The following is a 13,196-nucleotide window of genomic DNA, read 5'->3' on the forward strand; positions in this document are numbered from 1 at the left end:
CCTTACCCCCAGGCAAGCACCGTCATCGGCGTATCCAGCCCGCGCACCTCCTGACCCGAGTGCCGGACCGCGCCTTCCAGCAGATCCGCGCCAGCGCGTTCCGCGCGCACCTGGTCAGCCAAGGCTTCGCTGACGGCGATGCGGGCCTCCAGCGGCCGGGTCAGCTTCTCCAGCCGCGAGGCGATGTTCACCGCCATGCCCAGCACTGCATATTCCAGCCGGTTAGCGCCAATGTCTCCCAGCAGCGCCTCGCCAAAATGGATGCCAATCCCGGCGCGGATCTCCGGCAGGCCGATACGTGCGCGTTCCGTGTTCCATTTGGCCAGTGAGGCCTGCATCGCCTGGGCGCAGGCCAGTGCGTTGCTGGCATCCTGCTCACCAGCCACAGGTGTGCCAAAGGTCGCCATCAGCCCGTCACCCAGATACTTGTCCAGCGTTCCATGGTGGCGGAACACTTCGCGTTCCATCCGGCCATGAAACTCGCGCAAGAGGTCGATGACCGCATGCGGGTCCTGCTCTGCCGACAGCCGGGTAAAACCGACGATATCGATAAACAAAACCGCCACGTTCTCGCTGCGCACCTGCTTCAGCGGTTCGTCATTCTGAGACAGCTGGTCCACAACGTTCGGAGAGAAGTAGCGTGAAAGATTGGCCCGCTCGCGCTCCAGGCTGGCATTGCTCATCAGCAGCCCGTTGAAACGGCGCACCGAGAACCCCAGTGTCACCGCCACAAGAACAAAGACGACTGCCTCCTGCACCCTCAGCTTCACAATAAAACTGTTCGGATCAAAGAACTCCATCAGCTCCGGATTAAAGCCAAGGGCAGCATTCACCGCGTCCGAGAGACCAGGAACCGGATCGGTAACCCACCAGACCACTCCCAGCGCGCCCAGCCACATCGCTGCCGTCCAAGTGCCGATCGCAATCACCGTGCGCCAGGAATAGGCCATGGTGCCGGCCGCGAGAATGACAAAAAAGTACTGAAAGTTGTCAAACCGGTACTGCAAGGGCAGCGGCAGGCCGCGGCTGTCGAAGGGGTTCGGCACGATCAGGGCCAAAGTCATGATCAACAGGTCGAGAAAGATCAGGAACAGTTCCAGCTTGGACCGCCCGATCTTGCCCGCACGGCCGATGAACCAGCCGTTGAGGCACAACAGAGCCAGAATCGCATGGTAGTAGAGGACATTCCACGACGGGTTCAGAAAAATGATGAACACGCCGATGATCGGCATCGCAATCCAGCGCGCCCGCACCGCCAGCTGCAGCCCGCGCCGCTTGTGCGCTTCCAGCGCGGCTTCGGCAAAGCGGGTTTCCGCCTCGGTCGCCCGGCCCTGACCGGCGCTGCGTGTTGCCTCTGAAGCCCGGCCGCCCGGTGCAAGCGCTGTATCGGTCATGACAGATCCCTTTCCGCCGATGGCAGCCACGGTTTCCCCTTGCAGATAGTGGTTCTGCCTTACTCAGGGAATAGCGCATCCTGGCATAACTGCGCAAAAAACCCCGCCTTTTGCAGGCGGGGCAAGGTGTGTGCCTGTGCGTCACGCACAGGCACCTGCAATAGGCTGTTGTGTTCTGAATAGCTGGATCTCAGTTCTGCATCTCGGCTCGGATCTGCTGGCGCAGCACGTCGATCGGCACCGTCTTGCCTTCGCGCTTGAAGCACCAGTAGGTCCAGCCGTTGCAGGATGGCGCGTTCTCCAAATGCGCACCCACCTGGTGGATCGAGCCCTTGACGTTATCGCCGACCAGAGTGCCGTCTGCCCGCACCTTGGCCTTGTGGCGGCGGTTCATCGAGTAAAGCTCCTCGCCCGGGCGCAGCATTCCGCGTTCGACCAGCTGGCCGAATGGCACACGCGGCGCCGCGCGTTTGCTGGCGGAAACCTCCAGCGCCTCGCGGTCGAACTTGCGCACCGCCTTGATGCGTTTCTCGGCCACCTTGCGGTAGGCTTCCTCGCGCTCGATGCCGATGAACTCGCGGCCCAGCATCTTGGCAACTGCGCCGGTGGTGCCGGTGCCAAAGAACGGATCCAGCACCACATCGCCCGGGTTGGTCGAGCCGACCAGGATCCGGTGCAGAAGCGATTCCGGCTTTTGGGTGGGATGCGCCTTGTCGCCGTTCTCGTCCTTCAGACGCTCATGGCCGGTGCAGATCGGCAGCACCCAGTCCGAACGCATCTGAATGCCTTCGTTCAGGGCCTTCAGCGCCTCGTAGTTGAAAGTGTATTTTGCACCTTCCGATTTCGACGCCCAGATCATCGTCTCATGCGCGTTGGTGAACCGCTTGCCGCGGAAGTTCGGCATCGGGTTCGATTTGCGCCAGATGACGTCGTTCAGCACCCAGTAACCTTCGTCTTGCAGCACCGAGCCGACCCGGAAGATATTGTGGTAAGAGCCGATCACCCAGATCGAGCCGTTCGGCTTCAGCAGGCGGCGCGCCGCCTTCAGCCACTCGCGGGTGAATTTGTCATAGGCCTGGAAACTGGAAAACTGGTCCCAGTGATCATCCACAGCATCAACTTTGGAGTTGTCGGGACGGTGCAGCTGGCCTTTCAGCTGCAGGTTATAGGGCGGATCTGCAAAGATCAGATCGACCGAATTGGCCGGCAGGCTGTTCATTGCCTCGATACAGTCGCCGCCAATAATCGTGTTTAAAGGGAGCGCTGCCGCGCCCTTTTTGATGGTTGTATTCATTGCTCTGCCTCAAAACCACGGCGCATTTTTGCGCTCATTAGGTTGTCCACAGGATGAGTCATCGCGGATTCGAGGTCAATTTGTTTTTTAGAACAACAGCCTGCGGTTCAGTCTTGATACAAGATGTTGTGTACGGGTTTGAAGGACCGCCGATGATGTGGGGTCACCCCGAGATCAATTAGCGCGTCCCGGTGTTGTTTCGAGGGATAGCCTGCGTTTTTCTCCCAGCCATATCCCGGGAACTGTTGCGCCAAATCCACCATGATCCTGTCGCGGGCCAGTTTGGCCACGATCGAAGCGGCCGCGATGGAGAGTGATTTGGCATCGCCCTTGACGACAGCCTCAGACGGCAGGCTCAACCCCTTGGGGATCAGGTTGCCGTCGATCAGCAGATAGTCCGGCGCCGGGTCCAGCGCTGCCACCGCCCGTTCCATCGCCAGATGCGAGGCGCGCAGAATATTCAGGGAATCAATCTCTTCCACCGAGGCATGGGCAATGGCGACCTGGGCCGCGGCCAGGATTTCCACCTCCACCGCCTCGCGTTTCTTCGGGCTCAGCTTCTTGGAGTCATTGAGGCCTTCAGGGATGGCTGCGGCCTCCAGCACCACCGCGGCGGCGGTCACCGGACCGGCCAGCGGGCCGCGGCCCACCTCGTCCACTCCGGCAATTCTCAGGAACCCCTTGGCACGGGCGGCGTCTTCCAGATTGTAGTCAGGCTGTGTCATGCCTTCCACAAATCCAATCCGGGCAACGGATGCAACCCGCATGAAAAAAGGGGGGCCGGAGCCCCCCAGGTTTGCTGCTGCTCGAAACTGAATTTCTGACTTACCAGTTGACCATCCGGTAGCCGTGCCGCTTGAGGCAGTGGGGCTTGAAACCGGTGCGATGGCGCTGGCCGTTCCAGAACGTCACCTTGCAGGCTTTCGGCAGCCGGTGCGTCGCACCATAGTTACGGTCCAGGCACCCCTTCCCGGCCAGCGGGTAATTACGGCTGTAGCGCGGGAAGTAACGTACACACTGGGCGGGCAGATCGTAACGGCGCACCCGCGGCGGCAGCGGTTTCACATGGCCGCCGTGACGGTTGTGCGAGTGATGCCCGGAACCGTGACGATTGTTGTGCGGCGGGTTGTAAGTCCGGGAAACATGGCGGTCGTCATCTTTCCTGGCATCATTGATGGCAGCCCCCAGGATCCCCAGCAGTGCCATCCCGGCAATGAACTTGGCAACATCCTCATCGGCGCGGGCGGGAGCCGCAGAGAAGCCGGTGATAGCAATGGAAACTGCCACGATCAGCGCGATGAACTTGCGATGCGGTTTGGAACCTTGTGTCTGGGCCATGTCGGGACCTTTCTTCTTGATTGTCAGATGCGCAGCCTTTGCGCTTGGATAAGCCCAACCTGCTCCCGCCCCCTTCAGACAGGCAATATCGGCCGCGTGTTATCGGATATCAGCCACCTCAACCCCCTGCGGTTATTGAATTTCACCCGGCTTCACCGCAGGATGCCCCTATGAAACAGCACCTCCTGATACCCGCCCTTGCGGCCGCCCTACTGACGCTTTCACCGCCGGCACAGGCGGCTGACTGCTATGCCGACTACAAAGCCAAGCAGGATAATCCGCTGCGCCTGCATTACGGCGTCATCCAGCTTTCCGGCGCCTGCAAGAAGAAGGCCGCACGCCAGGAAATCCAGGCCCGTATTGCGCCCGGCGGTTGGAAACTTTTGAATGTCCTGTCCGTCTTTGGCCCGGAAGGCCTGCAGCAGAGGAAAGCCAATGCCGGATCCTACTATCTCCGTTTCTGAGGCCCGCGCTTCCGGCAGCAAGGTGATTGCGCTTGGCATCGCCGCCATCGTAGCGCTCTTGGTGATTGCGGGCACGGTGTTGCTGCTGACCCTGCCCGATGCCAATGCCTTCAACGCCCGGGTCGAGACCCTGTTCATCGAGAACGACCTGACCACGCAAGGAGAAATCAAGCTGCTGGAGATCCTGGCCCAGTCCGGCACCGCCTTTGCCGACACTCTAACCAGCTACCGGATGGTGATCTTTGTGCTTCTGGTCTTTGCCACCGCAATGATGGTGGCAGCGCTGACAGTGCTGGGCATGCTGGTGATGCTGAACCGGCGCATGGCGCAGATCGAACGAGCCGGCATCCAGGTGACCGAACTACTGATCAGCCGCGACGAGAACACCGTTTATCTCAATAATATGGGATTCAAGCTGACACCGGCCGCAATGGAAACCCTCTCCGTCCTGGCCGAAGCCCGTTTGGATGACGACGTGCTGTCGGGAGCAGAAATCGAGTCGGTGATTTCCGGCCGCGCCTCCGCCGACTGCGAGGAAGCTGCCGGCGCCACGCGCATCAAGCGCCTGCGCGACACGCTGGGCAACCAGATGGTCAGCGAATTGCTGGTCAAGAATATTGCCAAACGCGGCTATGTGCTGTCGATCAGCAAGGACGTGATCCGCATGGTTTGATGCAGGGCGGGCCTGCTCCGCTTTACTCAACATCCTGTGTGCCCCTCTGGATTTCCGGCGCCAAGACCCCAATTAGCCTAGAACCGGCCCACGCCGGCCGGTCCTGGTTTTGGCACGTTTCGGCACAAGGACAAGGACCTCGGGGATGGACACACAGGCGCGAACCACACAGGCGCGAACCCGGCGGCAAGGCTACGGCATTATTGTCGAGCCGCTTCGAGGATTGATCACAGCCCGGCGCAACGGCACCATCCTGGCGCAAAGCAGCCGCGCCAAAGTGATGTATGAAACCCGGCTTCCGCCTGCGATCTACTTCCCGGCCGAAGACGTGGCCGCGCCGCTCTCGTCCCCTACCGATCTGCAAACCTTCTGCCCGTTCAAGGGCACTGCCAGCTACCGCGATATCCTGCTGCCTGATGGCGGTGTGCAAAACGGCGTCTGGGCTTATGAAGAAGCCATGCCCGAAGCCTCGGCCATAGCGGGCCATGTCGGCTTCATGCCTGGTGCTGCTGCCGAATTCGACCTGGGCAGCAACACGGTGGAGATGCCGGACTACGGCAATATCTCCGGTCCGGCGATTGACTGGCTTCTGCGCGATGCCGCACTGGTGCAAACACCAGAGGAGCTGACCTCCGCACTGGCGGAAAAATTCGTCGAACAGGGCATCTATCTCTCCCGCCTCTCAGTCATGGCCTGGTCGCTGCATCCGCTGATCGCCGGCAAGAACTTCATCTGGCAGAAGAAAACGGGCGAAGTCACCACCTACGCGCCCTCCTACGAGATCCACGACCACCCCGCCTATCAGAACAGCCCGCTGCGCCATGTCTCCAACGGCCTGGGCGGCGTACGCCATCGGCTGGACAGCTGCTGTATGGATGATGCCTTCCCGATCCTCGAAGACCTCCGCAAGGAGGGCGCCACCGACTATGTCGCCATGCCGCTGCGTTTCTCTGACGGGCGCATCAACGTGCTCACCTTGACCAGCAACCACCCAAACGGCTTCTCCACTGCCAACCTGGGACTGATATTCGAATGCTCCGACGTGATTGCCCGCTACTATGAAATCTTCATGCAGCGCGAAAACGCCCAGTCGCTCCTGGAAACCTATGTCGGCAAACGCACCGGTGCCCGGGTGCTCGGTGGCGAGATCCGCCGAGGCGACGGCGACGAGATCGACGCCGCCATCATGTTCTGCGACCTGCGCGGCTCGACCCGGCTGGAAGAGCAGCTGGGCCGCAAGGACTATATCTCGCTGCTCAATCAGTTCTTCGAGACGGCCTCGACCATCGTGCATGATCACGGCGGCGAAGTGCTGAAGTTCATCGGTGACGCTGTGCTGGCAGTGTTCCCCGCGGGCCGCAACCCAGCCAAGGCCCGCGGCCAAGCGCTCGACAGCGCCCGCACCATCGTTGCCCGGCTGGAGGAGATCGCCCATCAGCCGGACGGCCACCGTTGCGAAGCTGCCATCGGCATCGCCTATGGACGGGTCACTTACGGCAACGTCGGCTCGCGCGAGCGGTTGGATTTCACGGTGATCGGCCAGGCCGCCAATATCGCCGCCCGGCTGGGCGACTACGGCAAAACCGTCAGCCACCCGGTGGTCGTCAGCCGCGACATCCTGAGCGATCCTTCCCAGGGCATCCCTCTCGGCGCGGTCAGCCTGCACAATGTGTCCCAGCCGGTCACCTGCTTCGCCGTCCCCGCGGCCGAAAAACCGCAAGCCGCCGCAGAGTAGCCCCCCGCCGTTCAGCCCCGGGTCAAGGGCGGCGCAGCCGCCGCGCGAAAGCGCGGTTTACCCTTGAGGCGGGGATGAACCTCCTACAACCGAAAACGGCGTTCAGGGCAAACCTGCCCCTGAAGGGCTTCTCAGCAGCAACCTTCCGCCCTGCCCGCAGGGCAGGGCCACGCCCAAGGCTGCTTTGCCGGCATCTTTGATGCAGGCAACAGGCGCGGGAGACGCCGCTTGACGAAAGACTCAGCCCGTTGCCGATGAACGCTGCGCCGCGTTTCCCATCGAGAGCAGCAGCGGCGCCTCAGCCTGGCGCGCCTTGAACGCGTCTTTGGAGGTCATCCCCTGCCAGCCCGCCTGCACCAGCGATTGCGCCACGGCACCGCCCAGCGTGGTGCCGGGTCCGGTCACGATGAACAGATCCGGCGCAAACTCGCAGGCGGCATTCTGCACCGCGCGGGTGAATTCATAAGCCTCCACCACCTGATGCCCCAGCGTGTAGTCCCAAAGCGCCGTAGTATCCGTTGCCCCCGGCCACCAGATCTGCCCGCGCCCGTCAATCAGCGGAACCTTGGGCTGGGCGAACATCTCCGCCCCCAGCCGCTTGCGCCCTTCCGCCGCAACCGGCGCCTGCAAACTTGTGTGAAACGCCGCGTGATTGGCCAGACGCATTGGAAAGCGCTCTTCTACCACCGGAACCGCAGCCTCAAACGCCGCCAGCCCGGCCTCGTTGCCGGCCAGCACCAGCATCCCGCCCAGATCAATCGACAGCGCCAGATCATGCCCCTCGCGCGCATCGATCTCTGCCGCCAGTGCCAGCAGCTCTGCCTTGCGCCTGGGATCGTTCTGCCAGTCCGCCCCGGCAAATGGATAGACCAGCTGACCCCCGATCAGCTGCTCTTGCATCAGCGTGCCCATGGTGTTCACAACGTTGAACCCGTCATCGGCGCACAGCGCCCCGGCCGCCGCCAGCGCGATGTACCAGCCCATCGAATTGCCGGTGACCGCAACCACTTCGATGTCTTCCGCCAAGGACCGAGCATCCGCCAGCGCCGAGGCATAGATCAGCGGCGAGGCAATATCCCCGCGGGAATACTTCGACACAAAAAACCGGGTGGCGCAATCAAGCGCTGTAACTTCCTCTTGCCCGGCCGCCTTGCGCTGCGCGTCAAAACCGGCAAACAGCGCCGCCTTATCGGCGTGGTGGCGGTGCAGATAGCCAAGCTCTGCTTTGTTGTAGGTGCCCCGGCCCGGGCAGATCAGAACAGCAGTGCGGGTCATTTCTTGCCTCCCACCAGCTTCAGTGCCGCCTCAACGATGCTGTCTTTCGACGGCAGCGTGGCGCCATAGGCCGGCCCGGTGGCAATGAAGCAGTCACTTGCGGCGATCCGCGCCGTGGGAATGCCGGATCGCTCCGAAAACAGCGCCATAAGCGCCTCCGACTGGCTGCCGGTGATACGGCATTCATCGACGATCAGCACATGGTTGCAGGTCTTAACCGCCTCCAGCAGCGCCGCTTCCGGCAAGGGCGCCAGCCAGCGCAGGTCCACGATCCGCGCATGCACGTCTCGCTCTGCCAGCGCCGCTTGCGCCTGAGTGGATAGATACCGCCCGTTACCATAGGTCACGATCGCCAGATCGGTGCCGTCCCCATGCACGCCGACCTCTCCCAGGCCAATGCGCCGGTCCGGCGAGGGATAGCTGCGCATCCAACCGCCATCTTTGGCCTCATGCAGATCCCGCATCGGATAAAGCGCAATCGGCTCGACAAAGACCACCACCCGCTGCTCCTCGCGCGCCAGCCGCACCGCCTCGCGCATCATCATCGCAGCCTCCGCCCCGTCCGAGGGACAGGCCACCACCAGCCCAGGAATATCCCGCAGAACGGCCAGCGAGTTGTCGTTGTGGAAATGGCCGCCAAAGCCCTTCTGATAGCCAAGCCCGGCAATCCGCAGCACCATCGGGTTCGCGAACTGCCCGTTGGAGAAAAACGGCAAGGTCGCCGCCTCACCGCGCAACTGATCCTCGGCGTTATGAAGATAGGCAAGGAACTGGATTTCCGGCACCGGCACAAAGCCGTTGTGCCCCATGCCGATCGCCAGCCCCAGGATCGACTGCTCATCCAATAGGGTATCGATCACCCGGTCCGGCCCGAACCGTTGCTGCAGCTTCTGGCTGACACCGTAAACCCCGCCCTTGCGGCCCACATCCTCGCCCATCATGACGATCTCGCCGTGCTCCAGCATCAGATCGGTCAGCGCCCAGTTGATCAGGCGCGACATCGGTTGCTGCTCCTCCATCGCCCGCATGTCACTGCCAAAGACCTCCGAGCGCGCTTCTTCACTCGGTCCATTGGTCGGCGCGCACTCCCGCCTCGGCGGGATCAGGCTGGCCGCAACATCCCCGGCCGTCTTCAGATGCGGCCGCGTCACCGCCTCGGCCCGGATCCGCTCCACCCGCGCGCAGGTGTCCTGATAGATCTTCAGCGCTTCTTCGGGGCGCAGCGCACCGGTCTCTGACATAAGCCGCACCGAATGCAGCAGCGGATCATTGGCCTCATCCGCCTCTACCTCAGCTTTGCTCAGATAGGTGGTCGGCACATCTGCCCCGGCATGACCGTAGAGCCGCACCGTACGCAGATGCAGAAACGCCGGTTTCCTGCGCGTGCGCACATACTCCTCCGCCTCCTGCGCCACTTGATAGGCGTTGTAGATATCCAGCCCGTCCGCCTTGAAATACTTGATCCCGGGCCGCCCCGCCATCGACGCCTCGATCCAGCCCTTCGGTGTCTTCACCGAAATTCCGATGCCATTGTCCTCGCAAACAAACAGCAACGGCAGCGGCGTCGACTGCACCGAGGTCCATCCCGCCGTGTTGATTGCCCCCTGCGCGGTCGAGTGATTTGCCGAAGCGTCCCCGAAGGAGCACATGACAATCGCGTCCTCAGGCAGCACTTGATGTTCCGGCTTGTGCCGCTTCGCCGCCCCGACAGAATAGGCCGCGCCGACCGCCTTGGGCAGATGCGAGGCAATGGTCGAGGTCTGCGGCGGGATCATCAAGTCCCTGGAGCCCAGCACCTTGTGCCGCCCGCCAGACGTCGGGTCCTCGCTGGAGCAGGCAAAGGACAGCAGCATGTCCCAGGCTATCCGCTGCCCCGGCACCTGATCCGCCCGGGCAATCTGGAACGCCGCGTCACGGTAATGCAGGAAGGCCAAATCTGCGGGCCGCAACGCCCGGGCGACTGCCGCCATGCCCTCATGCCCAGAAGAGCCGATGGTATAGAACCCCTCTCCGGCTTTCTGCATGGCCCGGCTCGTCAGATCCAGCGCCCGGCTCAGCACCTGGGCACGGAAGGTGGCAACGGCCTCAGCCGCCGAAAGCGGCCCGGCGGGGGCCGCCCCTGCCGGGAAATCCCCGGCGGCAACCCGTCTGAGGAAGTTCTGATGCACAATCTGGGCGCGGTCCATGCGGCCTCCTTGGGAGCAAATGCTGGCCGCATTTATCTGCGATCCAAGCCCACGGCGCCAATGAGATTGTGTTCTGCGCACATTCTGAATCGGAATGAGTTAACGCCAATTCAGTCCGGTTGCTCAGCGTTCTGGCCTTGATGCCTAGGCTAATTGCAGCCGCGCTAGCGCTGCCGCAGAATCCCCAGCCCCTTGCGGCGCACCAGCCGGCGGCCTTTGACTGCCTCGCGAAACACGATCAGCAACCCGGCCCCGACAATCATCGACAAACCGATCCAGGTAGTGATGCCGGGCAGGCTGCCGAAGATTATCCAGCCCCAGAACACCGACCACGGCAGATAGGTGTATTCAAACGGGGTGACCACCGACGCCTCGGCCAGGCGGTATGCTTGGGAAAGGGCGAAAAAGCCGACGCCTGAAATCCCGCCAAGCGCCAGCAGCAGCATCCAGTCGCGCTGGCTGGGTGCTGCCCACTCGCGGTACAGAAAGGCCAGGCTGGGGTGCGGGGATTCAGTCTGCAGGTTTGAAAAGACCAGACCAAGTACCGCCCCAGCAATGATGAAGAACACCAGCGTGAACAGGGTCATCGAGCCGCCATTGGTGCGGTTGCCCAGCTTGCGGGTGGTGATGATCGACACCGCATAGGCAACGGCGGCAAGCAGCGCCAGCACGGCCGCAGGCTCGAACACGCCGGCGCCGGGCTGCACGATCACCAAAACGCCCGCGAGGCCGATGAAGACGGCAAACCACCGGAACAGGCCGATTTTCTCGCCCAGGAAAACCGTCGCGAGCATAGTCACAAAGATCGGGGTGGAAAAAGTGATGGCCGCGGTTTCGGCCAACCCGATGGCAGCCAGCGCCATGTAGTAGACCAGGTAAGAGCTGAAGCCGGCCGCAGCGCGCAAGAGCTGCAGCGGAATTGATCCCAGGCGCAGCGGCCAGAGGGTGCCGTCATACCAGGCGATTGCAGCGACAATCGGCAGCGCAAAGACTCCGCGCCAGAACACGATCTGATGCACCGCGAAATCGCCGCTGAGGCTCTTGATAATCACATCCTGAACCGGAAACAGCGTTGTGGCCAAAAGCAGAAACAGAATTCCGGCCACAGGCCGCGAATCCGGAGCGTCCTGTATCTGGGCGGATTGGGGGGCAAATTCCGGTGTGTTTGCTTCTGTTGCAGCCATCGCGCGACTCCTCATGCAGGAGCTCCAGACTGCCTTAGCCGCCGGGTGCTTCTGGCGGAACTGCGACACCCGCGTCGCTGGCAGGCGCGTGGGTGTGAAAATTCAAAACGTTACAATGGGAGTCAAGGGTTTACAGAGGACCCCTTTGAAGTCCTGGGTGGGTGGCTTGAAAGCCAGGCAGGTGCGGTCAGGATTGCACTGCATTTGGCTGCTGCGGAATGACGCAACACCGGATCAAGCCATGATTGTTGTTGCCATACGGCCGATTTGATATGTATCAATTTGCACGAACAAACCGAAGGACTCGTAACATTTGAGCTCATGAATTTGTCTGCGGGCCTGGCCTGCTGGTAAATTTGATGAGGGGAAAATGCATAATCTGCTGTTGATAGTTACAAATGCACCTAATAGCAGGGAAGCAAGCGGTTCGATAAATGAACCTAAAACGGGGCCTCGACGGCAGAAACGGAAAGATTTTGGCGGGATGCCGCAGCAATATTGCGTGCACTGGGTATCCGGCAAGTTATTAGGTCAAGGGAGGACAACATGACCACTCGGAGAAAGCTACTTGGCGCTGTAGGCGCGGCAGCCGTTGCAGCAATGTGCGCGGCACCGGCAATTGCCCAGGAAGTCACCCTGAAACTGCACCAGTTCCTGCCGGCGCAGGCCAATGTGCCGAAGCTGATCCTGGACGTCTGGGCGGACAATGTCGAAGAATCCTCGGACGGCCGCATCAAGATCGACCGTTTTCCGTCGATGCAGCTGGGCGGCAAGCCGCCGGAGCTGATGGACCAGGCCATTGATGGTGTGGCCGACATCGTCTGGACCGTGGTGGGTTATACCCCCGGCCGCTACCCCTCGACTGAAGTGTTCGAACTGCCCTTCATGATGACCAACGCCCGCGCCGTGTCGCATGCCTATTGGGAAATGTTCGACAAGCACATGAAGGACACAGAGTTCAAGGACGTGCATATCCTGGGCACCTGGGTGCATGGTCCGGGCATGATCCACACCGCCGATCCGGTGGAAACACCGGAAGATCTGGAGGGCATGAAGATCCGCGGCGGCGGCCGCTCGGTCAACGCGCTGCTGACCGAACTGGGCGCAACCCCGGTGGGGATGCCGGTTCCGGCGATCCCGGAAGGCCTGTCCAAAGGCGTGATCGACGGCACCACCATTCCGTGGGAAGTGACCGCGGCGCTGAAGGTTCCGGAATTGGTGGAAAACCACACCGAGTTCACCGGCAAGGCGCTGTATACGCTGACCTTCGTTCTGGCGATGAACAAGGACAAGTACGAAAGCCTGCCGGATGACCTGAAGAAGGCCATCGACGACAACTCCGGCCTGGAGTTCTCGGTCTTTGCAGGCGGCACCCAGGCAGATTCCGACGGCCCTTCGCGCGAGATGGCGCTGGATCTTGGCAACACTGTCATCACCCTGGACGAAGAACAGACCGCTATCTGGCGTGAGCGTTCGCAGCCGATCTATGACAAATGGATCGCCGACATGAACGAAAAGGGCATCGACGGTGCCGCGCTGATCGAAGAGGCCAGCGGGCTGATCGAGAAATACACGCCGCAGTACCAGTAACGCGGATTGACTGATATTGGTGAAGGGCCGCGCGGCATTGGCAGCGGCCCTTTGCATACCGGA

Annotated in this window: 11 protein-coding genes; 4 read left to right on the forward strand and 7 right to left on the reverse strand. The window is 61.8% G+C overall.

The window, feature by feature from the left end:
* Positions 1 to 2: 2 nt before the first annotated feature.
* The 4 genes from ACXAEH_RS13940 to ACXAEH_RS13955 all read right to left on the reverse strand — a co-directional run bounded on the left by ACXAEH_RS13940 (position 3) and on the right by ACXAEH_RS13955 (position 4,026).
* Positions 3 to 1,394, reverse strand: coding sequence for an adenylate/guanylate cyclase domain-containing protein (locus ACXAEH_RS13940; protein ID WP_475033599.1), 1,392 nt, complete (start codon positions 1,392 to 1,394; stop codon positions 3 to 5).
* Between the two features lie 190 nt (positions 1,395 to 1,584).
* A complete protein-coding gene (locus ACXAEH_RS13945; RefSeq protein ID WP_039164156.1) occupies positions 1,585 to 2,688 on the reverse strand; it encodes a site-specific DNA-methyltransferase in 1,104 nt (367 codons plus the stop codon).
* A gap of 107 nt (positions 2,689 to 2,795) precedes the next feature.
* Entirely contained in the window at positions 2,796 to 3,413 is a 618-nt protein-coding gene (locus ACXAEH_RS13950; protein ID WP_475033601.1) for a ribonuclease HII, read from the reverse strand.
* A 100-nt stretch (positions 3,414 to 3,513) separates the two neighbouring features.
* On the reverse strand, positions 3,514 to 4,026 hold the full coding sequence (locus tag ACXAEH_RS13955; RefSeq protein WP_475033603.1) for a hypothetical protein: 513 nt from the start codon (positions 4,024 to 4,026) through the stop codon (positions 3,514 to 3,516).
* Positions 4,027 to 4,196: 170 nt separating this feature from the next.
* Between ACXAEH_RS13955 and ACXAEH_RS13960 the strand changes: the two genes are divergently transcribed.
* The 3 genes from ACXAEH_RS13960 (at position 4,197) to ACXAEH_RS13970 (ending at position 6,898) form a co-directional block, all read left to right on the forward strand.
* Complete coding sequence (locus tag ACXAEH_RS13960; RefSeq protein ID WP_475035582.1) at positions 4,197 to 4,490, forward strand: hypothetical protein; 294 nt, start codon at positions 4,197 to 4,199, stop codon at positions 4,488 to 4,490.
* Positions 4,462 to 5,163 (forward strand): winged helix-turn-helix domain-containing protein, encoded by a 702-nt coding sequence (locus tag ACXAEH_RS13965; RefSeq protein WP_475033605.1) that lies wholly within the window; start codon positions 4,462 to 4,464, stop codon positions 5,161 to 5,163. The genes ACXAEH_RS13960 and ACXAEH_RS13965 overlap by 29 nt, the downstream gene beginning before the upstream one ends.
* Before the next feature lie 145 nt (positions 5,164 to 5,308).
* Positions 5,309 to 6,898: a DUF427 domain-containing protein gene (locus ACXAEH_RS13970; protein ID WP_475033607.1), complete on the forward strand. Its 1,590-nt coding sequence runs from the start codon at positions 5,309 to 5,311 to the stop codon at positions 6,896 to 6,898.
* Positions 6,899 to 7,138: 240 nt separating this feature from the next.
* Here the strand turns inward: ACXAEH_RS13970 and ACXAEH_RS13975 are convergent, their stop codons facing one another.
* The 3 genes from ACXAEH_RS13975 to ACXAEH_RS13985 form a co-directional block, all read right to left on the reverse strand.
* Positions 7,139 to 8,173 carry an ACP S-malonyltransferase gene (locus ACXAEH_RS13975; protein ID WP_475033609.1) on the reverse strand — a complete coding sequence of 345 codons (1,035 nt, stop codon included), beginning with the start codon at positions 8,171 to 8,173 and terminating at the stop codon, positions 7,139 to 7,141.
* The gene (locus ACXAEH_RS13980; RefSeq protein WP_475033611.1) at positions 8,170 to 10,359 is read right to left on the reverse strand and encodes a dehydrogenase E1 component subunit alpha/beta; all 2,190 of its coding nucleotides are present in this window, start codon (positions 10,357 to 10,359) and stop codon (positions 8,170 to 8,172) included. The genes ACXAEH_RS13975 and ACXAEH_RS13980 overlap by 4 nt, the downstream gene beginning before the upstream one ends.
* Before the next feature lie 164 nt (positions 10,360 to 10,523).
* On the reverse strand, positions 10,524 to 11,543 hold the full coding sequence (locus ACXAEH_RS13985) for a DMT family transporter (protein WP_475033613.1): 1,020 nt from the start codon (positions 11,541 to 11,543) through the stop codon (positions 10,524 to 10,526).
* A gap of 546 nt (positions 11,544 to 12,089) precedes the next feature.
* On the opposite strand from ACXAEH_RS13985, the gene ACXAEH_RS13990 reads away from it, so the two are divergent.
* On the forward strand, positions 12,090 to 13,133 hold the full coding sequence (locus ACXAEH_RS13990) for a TRAP transporter substrate-binding protein (RefSeq protein WP_475033615.1): 1,044 nt from the start codon (positions 12,090 to 12,092) through the stop codon (positions 13,131 to 13,133).
* The last annotated feature ends 63 nt before the right edge of the window (positions 13,134 to 13,196 follow it).

The sequence above is a fragment of the Leisingera sp. ABM4_060 genome, assembly GCF_056158765.1.